This window comes from Actinocorallia aurantiaca (assembly GCF_039533685.1).
Taxonomy (GTDB): Bacteria; Actinomycetota; Actinomycetes; order Streptosporangiales; family Streptosporangiaceae; genus Actinocorallia; species Actinocorallia aurantiaca.
The window spans coordinates 247,619-265,009 of record NZ_BAAATZ010000012.1; the positions used below are offsets into that span (position 1 = coordinate 247,619).

A 17,391-nucleotide genomic window follows, 5' to 3' on the forward strand; every position below is an offset into this window, starting at 1 on the left:
CCTATGCCAACCGCACTCATCACCGGGGCGACGGCGGGCATCGGTGCCGCTTTCGCCCGCCGTCTCGCCAAGGACGGGCTCGATCTGGTCCTCGTCGCCCGCAACTCCGAGAAACTCGCCGAGACAGCCGACCGCCTGCGCGGCGACTACGGCGTGACCGTCGAGGTCATGCAGGCCGACCTCGCCGACGACCAGGGCATCAGCAGGGCGGAGGACAGGCTCCGCCAGGGTGTCGACCTGCTGGTGAACAACGCCGGTTTCGGGCACCAGGGAACCTTCCTCGACGTCCCCGTCGAGGAGGAGCTGCGCATGCTGAAGGTGCATTGCGAGGCCGTCCTTCGCCTGACGTACGCCGCGCTTCCCGGCATGCGCAACCGCCGTAAGGGCGGCATCGTCAACGTCGCCTCCGTGGCCGCGTTCTTCTCCCGGGGCACTTACGGCGCGTCCAAGGCGTGGGTCGTCAGCTTCAGCCAGGCCGTCGCCCAGGACGTGAAGGACCCGAACGTCAAGGTGATGGCGCTGTGCCCCGGCTTCGTGCACACGGAGTTCCACGAGCGCGCGAAGATGGACGTCTCCGGCATCCCCGAGGCGCTGTGGCTGGACGCCGACGACGTGGTCGGCTCCGCCCTCAAGGACCTGAAGAAGGGCGTTCAGGTCTCGGTTCCCGGCCCCCAGTACAAGACGATCGTCGGGCTGGGCAAGTTCGTTCCCCGCAATCTCGCCGGAATCCTCTCCTCCAAGACCGGAAGACGGTACGACTGAGCGCCATGCGCATCATCACCCCCCTCATCGCTCTCCTCGCCCTGCCCGTGGTGCTCTCCGGCGCTCCGGCGTCCGCCGTCGTCGGCGGCACCGCGGTCAAGGCGACCGCCTATCCCTGGATGGGCGCTCTGCACTCCTCCGCCGCCTTCCTCCGGCCCGGCGGCCAGCACTGCGGCGGTGTCCTGGTGCGCGCCGACAAGGTCCTGACGACCGCGCGCTGCGCCCGCCAGTTCAAGTACGCCCCGGACCAGCTCAAGGTGACGTTCGGCCGCACGAACCTCAAGAAGAAGAACGGCACGACCTACCAGGTCAAGAAGATCTGGGTCCATCCCGGTCACCGGCTGGGGGATCTCGACGGCCTGGAGGTCCCGCGCAACGATCTCGCGGTCCTGACGCTCGCCCGGAAGGCCAAGAAGATCAAGCCGGTCAAGGTCGGCGAGGTCACCGGAAGCACGGGGTTCGTCCTCGGCTGGGGTTCGGTCAACGAGGCCGACACGGCGAACGCCGTCCTGCGCAAGGCCTCCGTGCCCCTGGTCGGCGAGGCCGAGTGCCGGGCCGCCTACGGGGGCGTCCTGAATTCCGGCATGGTCTGCGCGGGCTCCACGAGGGCCGCTGCCTGCCGGTTCGACGACGGAGGGCCGCTGGTCGTCCGGGTGAAGAGGAAGGTCCGGTTCGGCGGCCAGACCGAGATCCGGCTGGAGAACCGGGTCGTGGGCCTGGCGTCCTGGGCCGACGGGTGCGCCGAGCCCGGCCGTCCGGGGGTCTACACCGAGCTCTCCGCCTTCCGGGGAGTCCTCGAGAAGCGGCTTTGATCCCCAGGTCGGTAGAATCCATGGCGTGTCCGAGCCGAAGTTCGAAGTCCAGATGCTGCACGACCGGGTGATGATCAAGCCGGAGAAGGAAGCCGAGCGAACCAGCAGCAGCGGCATCGTCATCCCCGCGACCTCCGACACCTCCAACCAGCTGGCCTGGGGCGAGGTATGCGGCGCCGGTCACCACGTGCGGACGGTCAAGCCCGGCGACCGCGTCCTCTACCACCCCGACGACCAGTTCGAGGTGGAACTGCAGGGCGCCACCTACCTGGTGATGCGCGAACGTGATCTTCACGCGATCGCCAACGAGCGCCCGGAGCACGGCACCGGCCTCTACCTCTGACGTCTTCACCCCAGCAGGTCCTTCCGAGCAAGCCGAAGGGGCCGGACGCGCGCGTCCGGCCCCTTCGCCGCACTCAGGCCGGGCGCGGGATGGACTTGTGCTCGAGGTAGGCCTCCAGGCCCTCGGGGCCGAGCTCGCGGCCGAGGCCGGAGTTCTTGTAGCCGCCGAACGGGGTGTTGGGGTCCATGCCGTAGAGGTTGACGCCGCAGCTGCCGGTGCGGACGCGGCGGGCGACCTCGATGCCGTGGTCGACGTCCGCGGTCCACACCGAGCCGCCCAGGCCGAACTCGCTGTCGTTGGCGATGCGGACGGCGTCGTCCTCGTCGTCGTAGGGGATCAGGGACAGGACCGGGCCGAAGATCTCCTCGCGGGCGATGCGCATGTCGTTGGTGACGTTGCCGAAGACGGTGGGGGCGACGTACCAGCCGCGGTCATACGGCCGGTCGAGGCCGCCGACGAGCAGCTTGGCGCCCTCCTCCTGGCCGATGCGGATGTAGCCCTCCACCCGCTCCTGCTGGCGCTTGGCGACCAGGGGGCCGATCTCGGTGCCGAAGTCGGCGGGGTCGCCCACGGCCAGGCCGCCGACCATGGCGGCCAGCGCCTCGGCGACCTCGTCGTAGCGGCTGCGGGGGGCCAGGATGCGGGTCTGCGCGGCGCAGGCCTGGCCGTTGTTCATCAGCGAGGCGAGCTTGAAGCCCTCGACGGTGGTGGCGAGGTCGGCGTCCTCCAGGATGATCGCCGCGGACTTGCCGCCCAGTTCCAGGGTGCAGCGCTTGAGCTGGCGGCCGCACACCTCGCCGATCTTGCGTCCGGCGTCGGTGGAGCCGGTGAAGGCGACCTTGTCGACGCCGGGGTGGGCCACCAGGTGGGCGCCGGCCTCGCGTCCGGCGGGCACGAAGTTGACCACGCCGTCGGGGAAGCCGGCCTCCTTGACCCACTCGGCGAGCAGGTAGGCGTCCAGCGGGGTCTCCGGGGAGGGCTTGGCCACCACCGTGCAGCCGGCCAGCAGCGCGGGGGCCAGCTTCATGATCAGCGTGAACTGGGGGACGTTCCAGGGGTAGATGGCGGCCACGACGCCGACGGGCTCCCGGACGACGGTCACCGGGCCCTGCATGCCGGGACGCTCGTCCTCCCAGGTGTAGGTGGCGGCCAGGTCGACGTAGTACTGGAGCGTCATCTGCGGGATCGTCGCCTGCGCGAAGATCGAGAACAGGGCGGGCGTGCCGACCTCCGCCACCACCAGGTCGGACATCGCCTGGGCGTTGGCCGCGTAGATCGCCGACAGGCGGCCCATCACCTCGGCCCGCTCGGCCGGGGTCATCCGGGGCCAGGGCCCGTGGTCGAAGGCCTGCCGCGCGGCGGCCACCGCCCTGTCGATATCGGCGTCGGTGCCCTCGGGCACCCGGCCGATGACTTCTTCGGTGTGCGGGGAGACGACGTCGATCGTGCCCGTGCCCGCGGGCTCGACCCAGTCTCCGCCGATGAAGAAGCGGGTGTACTCGTGCAAGGGGTTCCTCCAACCAGGGGTGGACTTCCGGAGGGCGCGGCCGCAATGGATCTTCGGCCCGCATCTCGCGTATGCCCCGATTCTCCACAAGCCCGACGTCATTGTCGATACTTGAGCCTAGACTCCAGTCTCATCCCAGCAGGTGCAGGTTGGGCTCCCTCGCCCGTTCCGCCAGCGCGGAGAGCTCGACGACCTCCACCCCCGAGGCCTCCAGCAGCTCCACGCCGTCCCCCTCGACGAACAGGGCCGGCTCGCGCCAGGCGAAGACCACCCGGCCGACCCCCCGGTCCATGATCAGCTCCGCGCAGGGCTTCGGCCGGGACAGCCGGCGCGCGCACGGCTCCAGCGAGCTGTAGACCGTCGCGCCGGTGAGGTCGCGCCCGGCCAGCTTGGCCAGGGCGGACTCCTCGGCGTGGACCTTCTCGTCCGTCTCGCGCGAGTACCCCCGCGCCAGCTCGACGCCCCCTGCGTCCACCACCACCGCACCGACGGAGAAGGCCGTCTCCGACGGCGGGCACTCCCTCGCCAGGTCGCAGGCGAGGGCCAACCAGCCCAGGTCGTCGTCAGTCATGGGGTCCCATCGTGTAACGCAGCAGGGCGACCTCGCCGATCTTGCGGACCTCGGCCAGCCGCATCGGGTGCTTCGGGGTCTGGGGGAACACGCTCGGGTAGGTGAAGCGGGGCGCGCCCGGGTCGCCGATGAGGAACGGGGCGACCACCAGGTGCAGCTCGTCCACCAGCCCGGCGGAGAGGAAACCGGTGTGCACCGTGCCGCCGCCCTCGACCATGAGCCGGCGGATCCCGCGCGCGGCCAGGTCCGCCAGCAGGACGGGCAGCTCGACGCGCGACCCCATGTCGATCACGGTCGCGGCGGCGCCGAGTTCGGCGGCCAGCGCCTCGGCGGTCTCCTCGCCCGCGTAGACGAGCTTGGGCGACGCCCCGGTGGTGAAGAAGCGGGAGTCCGGGTCCAGGACGCCGCCGCCGGTCACGGTGACCTTGACGAGGTCCTCGGGCAGGCCGCGGGAGATCCGGTCCATCCGCCGGGCCCGCGACTTGATCAGCAGCGACGGGTCGTCCCTGCGGATGGTGTTGGCCCCGACCATGATCGCGTCCATCGTGGCCCGGACGGCGTCCACCCGGTCCAGATCCGCCGCGTTCGAGAGCGTCAGCCGCTCCTCGGTCAGGTCGTCGATGTACCCGTCCACCGACATGGCGCAGCTGAGAAGCACATAAGGGCGATCACTCACCGTGCCAGCGTACGTCCCCGCGCGCACGGCGGCTCGCGAAGGGGGCTGGTGCGCTTGCGCTTGTCCGGCCGTACGTCCCCGCGCGCGGCGGCTCGGATGCCTCCCGGCCCTTCGTCAGGGGAAGAACCTGGCCAGTTCGACCCGGGAGCGCACGCCCAGCCTGGCGAACACGTTGCGCAGGTGGTGCTCGACGGTGCGGGGGCTGAGCGTCAGGCGGGCGGCGATCTCGCGGTTGGTGGCTCCTTCCGCGACCAGGCGCGCGATCTGCTCCTGCTGGGCGGTCAGCCCGGCGACGGGTTCGGCGCCCTGCGGACCCGCGCTGCTCTCCCCCGCGGCGCGGAGCTCGGCGCGGGCGCGTCCGGCCCATCCCGGCGCCTCGTAGTACCGGAAGGTGTGCAGGGCCTGGCGCAGGTGGATCCGGGCGTCGCTGGGGCGTCTCGCCCTTCTCAGCCAGGCTCCGTACAGAAGCTGGGTGCGGGCCAGCTCGAACGGGGAGCCGCCCAGGCGGTGCAGCGCGAGGGCAGCGGTGAAGTGCTCTTCCGCGCCCTTGTCGTCCTTGCCCGACAGCAGCGCGTAGCAGCGTTGGGCCAGGGCCATCCGGGCGGGGTTGGCGGTGCTCTGGGCCCAGCGGTCGAACAGGTACAGCGCTCCGGAAGCGGCCTCGTGCCGTCCCGACTGCACCGCGGCCTCGGCGTACAGCGGCGTCGTCAGCACGCGTACGACCGGATGCACTGTCATGACCTCCAGACGGGCCGCGGCTTCAGCGGGACGGTCCTCGAGCAGGTCGAGTGCGGCCCGGGCCCAGGAGATGAACGCCTCGGAACGGCTGAGTCCTCTCACGGACGCCGTCTGGATCGCCTGGGCGGCGTGGCGTTCGCAGCTCTCCCTGTCCCCGTGCAGGGCCGCGAGGAGAGCGAGCAGGGACAGGTGGTCGGCCGCGACGTTGCCCTGGCCCATCGCTCTCGCCAGAGCGAGGCCTTCCGTGGAGCAGGCCGTCGCCTCGGCGAAACGCCCGCGCCAGACATCGGCCTGCGCGAGCAGGTGGAGTGCCGCGGGACGCAGGGTGGAGTATCCGCCGTGTGCTGCGCGTACCGCGCGGCCTGCGAGTTCGTGCGCGGCGGTGTCGTCGCCCAGCAGGACGGCGGCCGTGGTCGCCCAGATGTGGTCGAGACAGCTCACGGGCAAGGTGAGCAGCTTGCGCAGCGGAGTGGTGAAGTCCCCGTTGGCGAAGGCCGCGGACGTCCCCTCGAAGTGCAGGGCGAGGAGTTCCGGCCCGGGTACGTCCTTCGCCTGGGCCGCCAGCTCCAGGTAGGCAATCATGTCTCCGGCCAGGAAGGCCGCCTCTCCCGCGCGGACCAGGGCATCCAGCCTGCCTTCCGGAGGAAGAAGGTCGGCGGCGGTCTGGAAGAGGACGCGGGAACGTCCGGGCAGGCCGTCGAACAGCTCGATCTCCCCCAAGAGGAGTTCGGCTTCGCCCGGAGGGACTCCGGGGTCGGCCTGTGCGCGGCGGATCAGGTTGCGCGCCCGCGCGGGATCGCCGGAACGCCAGAACGCTCCGGCCGCGCCAAGCAGGTCGTCCGGGTCTCCGGAGAGTTCCGCGGCGCGCATCCACAGACGGGCGGCCTCCGTGGGTTCGGCGTTCAGGGCCGCGGCCCGGAGACCTGTGGCGTCGCCGAGACGGCTGGTGACGGCCGCACGGTGCCAGACGCGGCGGGCGCGCTGGTCCGGGCGGTCGAGTACGCCGGCCAGCAGACGATGCGCGGTCTGTCTTTCGCCGAGTGGGGCGTCCGCGTACAGGACGCTGCGGATGAGGCGGCCGGGGACCGTGACGTGGTCTCCTTCGACGGCGATCAGTCCCAGAGCACGGGCGGGTTCCAACTCCGCGAGGTCCAGCCCGGCGGAGGCCGCAGCACGGGCGAGCGTGACGGTGTCCAGATGGTCGTCCACCACGGCCATCAGGAGCAGGAGGCGCGCGCTCTCCGACAGCCGGAAGAAACGCCGGCGGTAGACGGCGCGCAGTTCGCTGCTCGCCGGGAGTGTCTCCGGGGGCGGTTCCGTGCCGGAGAGTTGCCCCGGAGTGAGGGAGCGTCCCAGTTCCAGAAGGGCACGGGGGTTGCCTCCGGACAGGTCCACCAGGATCGATTCCAGTTCCTCGGGGATGTCCTCGGCGCACTCGCGCAGCACCAGACGGCTCGTCTCGTCGCCCAAGGGCGGCAGCGAGAGAGCCGGGATGGAGGCGAGGCGGTCTCGTTCGGGAATCAGGATGTGCTCGTTGTGCGCGGCGAACAGCATGAGGATCGGTTCGTCGGCCACCCTGCGCGCGGTGTAGGCGAGCGCGTCCAGGGACTCCCGGTCGAGCCAGTGCGCGTCGTCCACGACGCACAGCAGCGGGCGTTCCTCGGCCATCTCCGCCAGAGAGCAGCGCACATCGCGCGGATCGTCCGGCATGTCGGGCAGGATGCGGCCGAGGCCCGCCCGGTTCAGTTTCGCCTCGGCGCGGATGCCGGGAAGGCTGAGCACCCGGAAGTCGGGGGCGGCCCGGCGCGCCGCCCAGCGCAGAAGGGTGCTGCGTCCGAGCCCGGGCCCGCTCCGGACGGCCAGCGCGCCGCCATGACCGGTCCGGGCCTTGACGACCAATTCGTCCAGCAGACCCAGTTCCCGATCACGCCCATGGACGGCCATCGCGCGCACCTCCCGGAGCCGGCGCTCACTACAACACGCGCCGCACCCACGATCCAGGGCCCCGGAACGGCACGATGCCCCCACACATTCCGGAAAGACGCGACTGTGCCGCCGCACAACTCCCGCGCGGCGTTCTGACGGAAGAGTCGTACCGATCCGATGTCGTTGGTGCGCCGGTGGCGCCGAGGCCCGCAAATTGTCAGTGGGTAACGCTTAGGCTCTTGAGCGTCATGAGACTTCTGCACACCTCCGACTGGCACCTGGGCCGCTCCTTCCACCGGGAGGACCTCCTCGGGGCGCAGGCCGCGTTCGCCGACCACCTGCTCGAGACCGTCCGGGACGAGCGCGTCGGCTGCGTCCTGGTCTCCGGCGACGTCTACGACCGGGCGATCCCGCCGGTCGACGCCGTCCGCCTCTACGACGAGACGCTGCGGCGGCTCGCCGCCGTCACCCGGGTGGTGGTCATCTCCGGCAACCACGACTCCGCGGTGCGGCTCGGCGTGGGGTCCGGGCTGCTCGACTCCGCCGGGGTGCACGTGCGCACCTCTCCCGAGTCGGTGGGCCGGCCGGTGGTGCTGGACGACGTCGCCGTCTATCCGATCCCCTACCTGGAACCGGACTTCGTGCGCTCCTCCTGGGAGCTGGCGGAGCGTTCGCACGCGGCGGCGCTCACCGAGGCGATGCGCCGGATCTCCGAGGACGCCGCGCCCGGGGCCCGCGTCGTGCTGGCGCACGCGTTCGTGACGTCCGGGAACGTCGAGCCGGTGGTCAGCGAGAGCGAGCGCGACATCGGTGTCGGCGGGGTGCAGATGGTCCCGGCGAGCGTGTTCGACGGCGTCGCCTACACGGCGCTGGGGCATCTGCACGGGCGGCAGACGCTGCGCGAGGGCGTGCGCTACTCGGGTTCGCCGATCGCCTACTCCTTCTCCGAGGAGCGTCACAAGAAGGGCTCGTGGCTGGTCGACGTCGACGCGGGAGGACTGCGGGAGGCCTCGTTCGTCGAGGCGCCGGTGCCCCGGCCGATCGCGCAGCTGCGCGGCACGCTGGAGGAACTGCTGTCCGATCCGCGGCATGACTCCTGCACCGGGCACTGGCTGAAGGTGACGCTGACGGACGTCAAACGCCCTTCGGGCGCGATGGAGCGGCTGAAGGCGCGGTTCCCGCACACGCTGGTGCTCGGGTTCGAGCCCTCCGCCTCGGTGGAGGGCGAACGCACCTGGGCCGAGAGGGTCAAGGAGCGCTCCGGCGTCGAGCTGGCCTGCGACTTCCTGGACGAGGTCGGCGGCGAGGAGGCCCTGCCCGAAGAACGCGCCCTTCTGGAGGACGCGTTCACGCACTGCCGCCAGGAGGAACGCGCCCGGGTTCCGGCCCCGCGTCCCGGGGAGAGGGGAACGTCCCGATGAGACTGCTCCAGCTGAAGGTCACCGCGTTCGGCCCGTTCTCCGGCACGGAAACGATCGACTTCCGGGCGCTCGGCGAGGCGGGCCTGTTCCTCATCAACGGCCCGACGGGCGCGGGCAAGACGAGCGTGCTCGACGCGGTGTGCTTCGCGCTGTACGGCCAGGTGCCCGGGGCGCGCAACGCGGTGAAGCTCCTGCGCAGCGACCACGCCGCCCCCGGCGCCGCGCCCGAGGTGGTGCTGGAGGCCGGCATCCGGGGCCGCCGCTTCCGCTTCACCCGCTCCCCCGCCTGGGAGCGGCCCAAGCTCCGCGGCTCCGGGACCCGCGTGGAGCAGTCGAAGGTCCTCATCCAGGAGTGGGCGGACGGCGAGTGGATCGGCCACACCAACCGCCTGGACGAGGCGGGCGACCTCGTCCAGCGCCTGCTGGGGATGACGGCCCCCCAGTTCAACCAGGTCGCCATGCTTCCCCAGGGCGAGTTCGCGGCATTCCTGCGCGCCGGAGCCGAGGACCGCCGCAAGGTGCTGGAGAAGCTCTTCGCCACCGAGATCTACGCCGCCGTCGAGAAGTGGCTCGCCGACGAGCGCGCCCGGACCAACCGCGAGGCCGAGGCGCTCCACACCGCGGCCCTGGCGACCGCCGACCGCGTCGCCGAGATCGCCGCCGCCTCCCGTCCCGACGAGGCGCTCCTGGGCTGGGCGACCGAGCTCACCGCCCACCACCACGACCTCCTGACGGTGACGTCCGGCATGCTCGCCGCCTCCCAGGAGAATCTGGACGCCGCTCGCCGCCGCCTCGACGAGGGCCGCGAGCTGGCCGACCGCAAGGCGCGCCACGCCCACGCCGTCCAGCGCCGGGACGCCCTCACCGCCCGCGCCGGCGAACGCACGTCCTGGGCCGAGAGCCTGGGCCTGGCCGACTGCGCCGCCCGGGTCCTCCCTTACGCGCAGGCCGTCACGGCCCGCCGCGACGCTTTCTCCCGGGCCTCCGCCCGCGCCGCCGACCTGCGCCGCCGCCTGCCCTCGCTGATCCCGCCCTCCTGCGTCTGCCCCCCTTCCGGCGAGGCGGGCGGGGTGACGGCCCGCAACTCCACGCCCATCGCCGGCCCCGGCGTCCCGGACGGCCGATCCTCAGAAGGGAACGCTGCTCCACGCGACGCTTCCGAGGGCTTCCCCCATGAGGCGAACCGGGTGGCCGGAGAAGGGTCCGCGCTCTCCGGAGGCCCCCGGGCCTCGGACGGCCGCCTCTTCGAGGAGGGCGGCCCGCTTCGGGACGGGCGGGGGCACTCATGCCCGCCGCTGTCCGCGGACTCGCCGGTGGAGGCGCTCGGACATGCGGAACGCGTGTGGCGGGCGGAGCTGGCGCGGCTGGAGGCCCTGCGAGGGCAGGAGGTCCGGCACCACGAGGTGCTGCGGGAACTGATCGACCACCGCGAACGGGAGCTGCACTGGACGGGTGAGGAGGAGCGGCTGCGGGCGCGTCTGGAAGAGCTGCCCGGCCAGGTCGAGGAGCGGCGGACATCGCTGCAGGAGGCGCGAATCCAGGCGGCCGGGGCCGAGGCCGCGGCCAAGGCCGTCGACGACGCGGCGCAGGCCGTGGAGGACGCGCGGCTGCGCGACCGGGTGAAAGGGCGGCTGGCCGCGGCGGAGGAGGAGTTCCGCCATGCCGTCGACCTGGCCCAGCGGACCCGCGACCGGGTACAGGAGCTGCGGGAGCTGCGGCTGACCCGGATGGCCGCGGCGCTGGCGGCCGACCTCGTGCCCGGGCTGCCGTGCAAGGTCTGCGGTTCGGCTGAGCATCCGGAGCCCGCCCTCGGCTCGGCCGAGGTGCCCTCCCGGGACGAGGAGGCACGGGCCGCGCGGGAGGACGAGGCGGCCCAGCGGCGCCGGGAGGAGCTGACCGGGCAGGTGGAGAGCCTGCGCGCAGAACGGGACATGCTGCTGGAACGCGCCGGGCTGCCCGTCGAGGCCCTCGCCGAGGCGCTGGAGGAGGCCAGGGCGGAATTCACCGCGCGCCAGGCCGCCGCCGTCCGCGCCGAGGACCTCGCACCCCGGCTGAAGGCCGTCGAGGCCGAGCTGGACACCGTCCAGCGGACCCACGCGGACGCGGGCCGCCGACTCGCCGAGACTCGGGCGTCCCTCACCGCGCTGGACGGCGAAGAGGCCAGGCTGCGCGTCGAGCTGGACGCCGCCCGGGGCGGGGACGCCTCCCTCCTGGCCCGCTCCGCCAGGCTGGGCGGCGAAGCCGACCTGCTCACCCGCGCCATCGAAGCGGACGGCCACGTCGCCGCGGCCCGCTCGGAGTCGGAAGCCGCCGAACGCGCGCTGGTCGAGGCGTGGACGGCCGAGGGCTTCGCCTCCGCCGACGAGGCCGCGCGGGCGCTCCTCGCCCCCGACGTCCGGGCCCGCCTGGAATCCCGGGCCAGGGAGTACGACGCGGAGGAGGCCGCGGTGGGCGACCTCCTGTCCTCCCCCGACCTCACCGCCGCCGTGGCGGCGCCCGCCCCCGACCCGGCCTCCCTGGAGGCCGCCGCGCGGCGGGCCGAGCTCTCCCACACCGCCCTGGTCTCCGCCCGCGACCGCGCCGCCCAGCGCCACACCCGCCTGACGGAGCTGCACTCCGAGCTGCGCGCGCGGCTCCGCGAGTGGGAGCCCGCCGCCCGCGCCCACGCCCTGACCGCCCGCCTGGCCAACCTCGTCAACGGCCAGCCCCCCAACACCCTCCACATGCGCCTGTCGGCCTACGTCCTGGCCGCCCGCCTGGAGCAGGTCGTCGCCGCCGCCAACGAACGCCTCACCACCATGTCCGCGGGCCGCTACCTCCTGAAGCACACCATCGACAAGTCCGCGGGCGACACCAAGCGCGCCAGCGGCGGCCTGGGCCTGCGCGTCATCGACGGCTGGACCGGCCAGGAACGCGACCCCGCCACCCTGTCGGGCGGCGAGTCCTTCATCACCTCCCTCAGCCTCGCCCTGGGCCTGGCCGACGTCGTCACCACCGAGGCCGGGGGCACTGAGATCGCCACCCTCTTCGTCGACGAGGGCTTCGGCACCCTTGACGAGGACACCCTCGACGAGGTCATGACCGTCCTGGACTCCCTCCGGGACGGCGGCCGCGCCGTGGGCGTCGTCAGCCACGTCGCCGAACTCCGCACCCGCATCCCCGCCCAACTCCGGCTCCGCAAGTCCCGTACCGGCTCCACTCTCGAAGTCGTCGTCTGACCTTCGGGGCATTCCCCGAACCGGATGATCGGCAGAGGATGACACCGGCTGGTACCAAGCGTTAGTTTGCTTGCATCGTTTCTCGCCGGGAGGGCCCATGTCCGCACAACCGACCCTGATCCAGCGCGTGTTCGGGCCGCTCTTCCAGAAGATCTCCGGCGCGAAGTGGTTCAGCAAGGTCGGGCCCAAGGTGATCCCGGGGTTGGACCGGGGGCTGCACAAGATGACCGGGGGCCGGGTCATGCTGTCCCAGCTGCTGGTGCCGACCCTGTACCTCACGACGGTCGGGATCAGGAGCGGGCAGGAGCGGGTCTCGCCGCTGCTCTGCATGCCCGAAGGCGACGGATGGATCGTCGTGGGCAGCAACTTCGGGCAGGACAAGCACCCCGCCTGGACCGGCAACCTCCTGAAGACCCCCGAGGCCACGGTCGAGTACGAGAAGAGGACCTGCAAGGTCGTCGGGACCCTCCTCGAAGGCGAGGAGCGCGTCCGCATATGGAAGCGCCTCAACGAGGTCTGGCCCGTCTACGAGCGCTACCAGGCCCGCGTCGACCGCGAACTGCGCATCTTCCGCCTCACACCCCGATAGCGGCCGGGGCCCTCTTCCTCCGTCGCCCCCATGGCGGAGACCCCCTTGAAGCAGGACTCGCCGACAACCTGCCGGCGTCGGCGCTCATGCCGGGACCGGATGCCGGGAAGGCGGAAGCCCCGCCCGTGGGCGGGGCTTCCGGGTGGTGCGGGTCAGGCGGCCTCGGTCCGGGCCGCGGCGGGGGCCTCCAGGGCGATCGCGAGGACGTCGCGGACGTCGGAGACGGGGTGGACGGTCAGTTCGGACAGGACCTCGGCCGGGACGTCGTCGAGGTCGGGTTCGTTGCGCTTGGGGATCACCACGGTGGTGATGCCGGCGCGGTGGGCGGCGAGGAGCTTCTGCTTGACGCCGCCGATGGGCAGGACGCGGCCCGTCAGGGAGACCTCGCCGGTCATGGCGACGTCCGGGCGGACCGGTCGGCCCGACAGCAGGGACGTCAGGGCCGTCGTCATCGTGACGCCCGCCGACGGGCCGTCCTTGGGGACGGCGCCCGCGGGGACGTGGACGTGTACGCCGCGGTCCTTCAGATCGCCGACCGGCAGGTCCAGCTCCGCGCCGTGGGAGCGCAGGTAGGACAGCGCGATCCGGGCGGACTCCTTCATGACGTCGCCGAGCTGGCCGGTGAGCGTCACTCCGGTGTCGCCGGTCTCGGCGTCGGCCAGGGACGCCTCGACGTACAGGACGTCGCCGCCCGTTCCCGTCACGGCCAGGCCGGTCGCCACTCCGGGGACGGCGGTGCGCCGCTCGGACTCCTTGAGGGAGACCTCCGGGGTGAACCGGGGGCGGCCCAGGTACGGCACCAGGTCGTCGACGGTGACGGGCAGCTCCGTCTCGCCGAGCGCGGCCTTCGCGGTGGCCTTGCGCAGCACGCGGGCGATCGCCCGCTCCAGGGAGCGCACGCCCGCCTCACGGGTGTACTCGCCGGCGATCAGGCGCAGCGACTCCTCGGGGAGGACGACGTCGCCCTCCTCCAGGCCCGCCTTCTCCAGCTGCCGGGGCAGCAGGTGGTCGCGGGCGATGGTGACCTTCTCGTCCTCGGTGTAGCCGTCGAGGGTCACCAGCTCCATGCGGTCCAGCAGCGGGCCGGGGATGGTCTCCAGCGAGTTGGCGGTCGCCAGGAACAGCACGTCCGACAGGTCGAGCTCGACCTCGAGGTAGTGGTCGCGGAACGTGTGGTTCTGCGCCGGGTCGAGCACCTCCAGCAGCGCGGCCGTCGGGTCGCCCCGGTAGTCGGCTCCGACCTTGTCGATCTCGTCGAGCAGGACGACCGGGTTCATCGAGCCGGCCTCCTTGATGGCACGGACGATCCGGCCGGGCAGAGCGCCGACGTACGTGCGGCGGTGGCCCCGGATCTCGGCCTCGTCCCGCACGCCGCCGAGCGCCACGCGAACGAACGAACGCCCCATCGCGCGGGCGACGGACTCGCCCAGCGACGTCTTGCCGACTCCGGGAGGGCCCGCCAGCGCGAGGACCGCGCCGGAACGGCGTCCTCCGACGGCGCCCAGACCGCGCTCGGCCCGCCGCTTGCGGACGGCCAGGTACTCGATGATGCGTTCCTTCACGTCATCGAGGCCCGCGTGGTCGGCGTCCAGGATCTCGCGCGCGCCCGCGATGTCGTAGGCGTCCTCGGTGCGCTCGTTCCACGGCATCTCCAGGACGGTGTCCAGCCAGGTGCGGATCCAGCCGCCCTCGGGTGAGGCCTCGCTGGACCGCTCGAGCTTGTCGACCTCCTTGAGCGCGGCCTTCTCCACCTTCTCCGGCAGGTCCGCCGCCTCGATGCGGGCGCGGTAGTCCTCCTCCTCGCCCTCGGTGTCGCCGTTGAGCTCCGACAGCTCCTTGCGGACGGCGCGGAGCTGCTGCTTGAGCAGGAACTCGCGCTGCTGCTTGTCGATGCCCTCCTGGACGTCCTTGCGGATGGTCTCGGCGACGTCCAGCTCGGCCAGGTGGTCGCGGGTCCAGCCGATCACGAGGTCGAGGCGCTCGAGCACGTCGACGGTCTCCAGCAGCCGGACCTTCTGCTCGACCGTGATGTACGGCGCGTACCCGGCCTGGTCCGCCAGGACCGACGGGTCCTCGATCTGCTGGATGATGTCGACGAGCTGCCAGGCCCCCCGGTGCTGGAGGATCGCCTGGACGAGGCCCTTGTACTCCTTGGCCGGCTTCTCGGCGCCGGCGGCCTCGGGGATCTCCACGACGGCGCCCTCGACCCACAGCGCCGCGCCCGGCCCGGTCGTCCCGGTGCCGATCCGCACCCGGGACACGGCCCGCACGACGGCCGCCGGCTCTCCGCCGGGCAGCCGCCCCTCCTGCTCCACGACGCCGAGCACCCCGATCGCCGGGTAGGCCCCGTCGATCCTGGGGACCAGCAGCACCCGCGGCTTCCCGTCCTGGCCCGCGGCCCTCGCCGCCTCGATCGCGGCCCGGACCTCCCCGTCGCTCAGTTCCAGCGGGACGACCATGCCGGGCAGCACGACCGTGTCGTCCAGCGGCAGCACCGGCACCGTCAGCTTCTCGCTCATTCCACTCCCCAGTCACGATTCTTGAGTCACTACCACTCAAGAAAACGGAGCGATGTTTCATTCCTCTCCCGTGTTCGCCCACAGCGATCATCCTGAAACAGATCTCTCGCCCCCGGCGGCGCGGGCGGCGCGGGTGCCCAATTCGTTGAGGTAGGTCCGTAGTTCCGGGGGTTCGTGGACTTCGAGTTCGCAGCCGAGCATGAGCAGCCGGGCGGCCAGCCATTCCAGGGTGTCTCCGGGGCCGTGCAGACGGCAGGTGTGCTCGTTGATCGGCTGAAGGGCGTCCGGAGGGACTCCGAGGCGCCGGGCCACCTCTCCGGCCGGGAGGTGGAGGGTCGCCACGACCTCGTAGGTGGGGGCCGAGGAGTACAGCTTGCGGGTGACGAACGCGGCGGCGTCCTCGTCCGGCGGGACGCGTGACGGGACCCGAACGCCGGTGGGGTGCGGGTCACTGATGCGGTCGACACGGAAGACGCGCCAGTCGTCGCGGTCGTTGTCGTAGGCCAGCAGATACCAGCGCCGACCGGAGGCTACGAGGCGGCATGGCTCGACCAGACGCCTGGTAGAAGTGCCGTCGGCCGCCTCGTAAGCGAAACGCAGGCGTTCCTGAACGGTTGTGGCTCCGGCGAGCACCACCAGGATCTCCGGATCAACGTTGGGCTCACCGCCGTTGAACATCGATACGGTGGCCGCTCCCAGCGCGTTGACGCGGTGCCGCAACCGGGGCGGCAGGACTTGTTCCAGCTTCGCCAGCGCGCGTACGGACGCTTCTTCGATGCCGTCCACCGGGTGGGAGGCCGCCGTACGCAGCCCTACGGCGATGGCGACCACCTCCTCGTCGTCCAGGAGAAGCGGCGGCATGGCCTTGCCCGCGACGAGCCGGTAGCCGCCGGTCGTCCCCATCGTCGCCTGTACCGGGTATCCCAGGTCGCGTAGCCGGTCGACGTCACGGCGGACCGTGCGGGGGCTGACCTCCAGCCGTTCGGCCAGCTCGGTGCCCGGCCATTCGCGCGGAGTCTGCAGCAGGGACAGCAACCGGAGCAACCGGGCGGAAGCGGTGTTCACGGAATCCATCATGCACGTCGATCTAGGACAGGAACTGACCTAGATCACTTCTACTGTCGATGTCGTCAGCACGAACGACCAGGAGAATCATGAACGACGAGATCCGCCCGTTCCGCATCGACGTCTCCCAGGCGGACCTGGACGACCTGCGCGACCGGCTGGCCCGCACCCGCTGGTCCCGCGAGCTTCCCGGCGAAGGCTGGAGCCGCGGCGTCCCCGTCGCCTACCTCAGGGAACTCGCCGACCACTGGCGCGACGGGTACGACTGGCGCCGGCAGGAGGCGCGGCTGAACGGCTTCCCGCAGTTCCTCACCGAGATCGAGGGCCAGGACGTGCACTTCCTGCACGTCCGTTCCGCAGAGCCGGACGCGCTGCCGCTCGTCCTCGTGCACGGCTGGCCGAACTCCTTCGTGGAGTTCACCGACCTCATCGGCCGGCTCACAGACCCCGCCGCGCACGGCGGCGACCCGTCCCAGGCGTTCCACGTCGTCGTCCCGTCGGTTCCGGGCTTCGGTTTCTCCGCGCCGCCGCGCGAGACGGGCTGGAACACCGCCCGCGTCGGACGCATGATGGCGGAACTGATGCGTCGTCTCGGCTACGACCGCTACGGCGTCCAGGGAGGCGACCTCGGCGCGTACGTCGCCCCGGAGATCGCCAAGGCCGCGCCGGAGAACGTCGTCGGCGTCTACATCATCGGCGGACTCGGCTTCCCCACCGAGGAGGACCTTCCGGAAATGACCGAGGACGAGCGCGCCGCCTTCGCCTGGATGCAGGAACAGGACTGGATGACCGGCGTGGACCATCACGTCCTGCTCCGCGCGGCGCCGCAGACCTTCGCCTACGGCTGGCACGACTCTCCCGTAGCCGCGCTGGCCTGGATGATGCAGAAGTTCAACGAGTTCAGCTTCGGCGGGAAGGCACCGGACGAAGCCCTCGACCGCGATCTGCTTCTCACCAACGTGAGCCTGTACTGGTTCACCGGGACGTTCGGCTCATCGTCCTGGCTCATGTACGACAGCACCGAATTCGCGTGGCCGGAGGGGCAGATGGCCGTTCCGACCGGGGTCTACAGCGGCGAATCCCCCTCCATCCGGCGGCTCGCCGAACGGCACAACACGATCATCCACTGGCCGGAAGGCAATCCCGGCGGACACCACTTCGTGGCGATGGAACAGCCCGATCATGTCGCCGCTGACATGCGCCTGTTCTTCGCCAAGGTCCGCTGAACGCCCTCGAAGGAGATC

The 17,391-nt window shown here is 71.7% G+C and carries 13 protein-coding genes; 7 read left to right on the forward strand and 6 right to left on the reverse strand.

What is annotated here, in order from left to right:
- The first annotated feature begins 3 nt into the window (after nt 1–3).
- Genes ABD327_RS16235 through ABD327_RS16245 form a run of 3 tightly spaced genes read left to right on the forward strand, consistent with a single transcriptional unit; the run spans nt 4 to nt 1,917 of the window.
- Nucleotides 4–762 (forward strand): SDR family NAD(P)-dependent oxidoreductase, encoded by a 759-nt coding sequence (locus ABD327_RS16235; RefSeq protein ID WP_344451215.1) that lies wholly within the window; start codon nt 4–6, stop codon nt 760–762.
- A gap of 5 nt (nt 763–767) precedes the next feature.
- A complete protein-coding gene (locus ABD327_RS16240; protein ID WP_344451216.1) occupies nt 768–1,574 on the forward strand; it encodes a S1 family peptidase in 807 nt (268 codons plus the stop codon).
- Between the two features lie 25 nt (nt 1,575–1,599).
- Nucleotides 1,600–1,917 (forward strand): GroES family chaperonin, encoded by a 318-nt coding sequence (locus tag ABD327_RS16245; RefSeq protein ID WP_344451218.1) that lies wholly within the window; start codon nt 1,600–1,602, stop codon nt 1,915–1,917.
- A 73-nt stretch (nt 1,918–1,990) separates the two neighbouring features.
- Here the strand turns inward: ABD327_RS16245 and ABD327_RS16250 are convergent, their stop codons facing one another.
- The 4 genes from ABD327_RS16250 to ABD327_RS16265 all read right to left on the reverse strand — a co-directional run bounded on the left by ABD327_RS16250 (nt 1,991) and on the right by ABD327_RS16265 (nt 7,353).
- Nucleotides 1,991–3,424 (reverse strand): aldehyde dehydrogenase, encoded by a 1,434-nt coding sequence (locus ABD327_RS16250; protein WP_344451219.1) that lies wholly within the window; start codon nt 3,422–3,424, stop codon nt 1,991–1,993.
- A gap of 130 nt (nt 3,425–3,554) precedes the next feature.
- Entirely contained in the window at nt 3,555–3,995 is a 441-nt protein-coding gene (locus ABD327_RS16255) for a cytidine/deoxycytidylate deaminase family protein (protein ID WP_344451220.1), read from the reverse strand.
- A complete protein-coding gene (locus ABD327_RS16260) occupies nt 3,988–4,671 on the reverse strand; it encodes a RibD family protein (protein ID WP_344451221.1) in 684 nt (227 codons plus the stop codon). The genes ABD327_RS16255 and ABD327_RS16260 overlap by 8 nt, the downstream gene beginning before the upstream one ends.
- A 114-nt stretch (nt 4,672–4,785) precedes the next feature.
- Nucleotides 4,786–7,353 carry a helix-turn-helix transcriptional regulator gene (locus ABD327_RS16265; RefSeq protein ID WP_344451222.1) on the reverse strand — a complete coding sequence of 856 codons (2,568 nt, stop codon included), beginning with the start codon at nt 7,351–7,353 and terminating at the stop codon, nt 4,786–4,788.
- Between the two features lie 230 nt (nt 7,354–7,583).
- On the opposite strand from ABD327_RS16265, the gene ABD327_RS16270 reads away from it, so the two are divergent.
- From ABD327_RS16270 to ABD327_RS16280, 3 genes are all read left to right on the forward strand, one after another.
- Nucleotides 7,584–8,756 (forward strand): exonuclease SbcCD subunit D, encoded by a 1,173-nt coding sequence (locus ABD327_RS16270; protein WP_344451223.1) that lies wholly within the window; start codon nt 7,584–7,586, stop codon nt 8,754–8,756.
- On the forward strand, nt 8,753–11,974 hold the full coding sequence (locus ABD327_RS16275) for an AAA family ATPase (protein WP_344451224.1): 3,222 nt from the start codon (nt 8,753–8,755) through the stop codon (nt 11,972–11,974). The genes ABD327_RS16270 and ABD327_RS16275 overlap by 4 nt, the downstream gene beginning before the upstream one ends.
- A gap of 97 nt (nt 11,975–12,071) precedes the next feature.
- Nucleotides 12,072–12,563 carry a nitroreductase family deazaflavin-dependent oxidoreductase gene (locus tag ABD327_RS16280; protein ID WP_344451225.1) on the forward strand — a complete coding sequence of 164 codons (492 nt, stop codon included), beginning with the start codon at nt 12,072–12,074 and terminating at the stop codon, nt 12,561–12,563.
- 152 nt (nt 12,564–12,715) lie between these two features.
- On the opposite strand, the gene lon is transcribed toward ABD327_RS16280, so the two are convergent.
- Together lon and ABD327_RS16290 are read right to left on the reverse strand one after the other, a co-directional pair.
- Nucleotides 12,716–15,082 (reverse strand): endopeptidase La, encoded by a 2,367-nt coding sequence (gene lon / locus ABD327_RS16285; protein WP_344451226.1) that lies wholly within the window; start codon nt 15,080–15,082, stop codon nt 12,716–12,718.
- Between the two features lie 87 nt (nt 15,083–15,169).
- Nucleotides 15,170–16,147 (reverse strand): helix-turn-helix transcriptional regulator, encoded by a 978-nt coding sequence (locus ABD327_RS16290; RefSeq protein WP_344451227.1) that lies wholly within the window; start codon nt 16,145–16,147, stop codon nt 15,170–15,172.
- An 89-nt stretch (nt 16,148–16,236) separates the two neighbouring features.
- Between ABD327_RS16290 and ABD327_RS16295 the strand changes: the two genes are divergently transcribed.
- On the forward strand, nt 16,237–17,373 hold the full coding sequence (locus ABD327_RS16295) for an epoxide hydrolase family protein (RefSeq protein ID WP_344451228.1): 1,137 nt from the start codon (nt 16,237–16,239) through the stop codon (nt 17,371–17,373).
- The last annotated feature ends 18 nt before the right edge of the window (nt 17,374–17,391 follow it).

What these genes read in the sequence shown, in the direction of transcription:
- ABD327_RS16265 (WP_344451222.1), bottom strand. Translation starts at nt 7,353, where the DNA reads ATGGCCGTCCATGGGCGTGATCGGGAACTGGGTCTGCTGGACGAATTG.
- ABD327_RS16270 (WP_344451223.1), top strand. Translation starts at nt 7,584, where the DNA reads ATGAGACTTCTGCACACCTCCGACTGGCACCTGGGCCGCTCCTTCCAC.
- ABD327_RS16275 (WP_344451224.1), top strand. Translation starts at nt 8,753, where the DNA reads ATGAGACTGCTCCAGCTGAAGGTCACCGCGTTCGGCCCGTTCTCCGGC.
- ABD327_RS16240 (WP_344451216.1), top strand. Translation starts at nt 768, where the DNA reads ATGCGCATCATCACCCCCCTCATCGCTCTCCTCGCCCTGCCCGTGGTG.
- ABD327_RS16255 (WP_344451220.1), bottom strand. Translation starts at nt 3,995, where the DNA reads ATGACTGACGACGACCTGGGCTGGTTGGCCCTCGCCTGCGACCTGGCG.
- ABD327_RS16280 (WP_344451225.1), top strand. Translation starts at nt 12,072, where the DNA reads ATGTCCGCACAACCGACCCTGATCCAGCGCGTGTTCGGGCCGCTCTTC.
- lon (WP_344451226.1), bottom strand. Translation starts at nt 15,082, where the DNA reads ATGAGCGAGAAGCTGACGGTGCCGGTGCTGCCGCTGGACGACACGGTC.
- ABD327_RS16295 (WP_344451228.1), top strand. Translation starts at nt 16,237, where the DNA reads ATGAACGACGAGATCCGCCCGTTCCGCATCGACGTCTCCCAGGCGGAC.
- ABD327_RS16235 (WP_344451215.1), top strand. Translation starts at nt 4, where the DNA reads ATGCCAACCGCACTCATCACCGGGGCGACGGCGGGCATCGGTGCCGCT.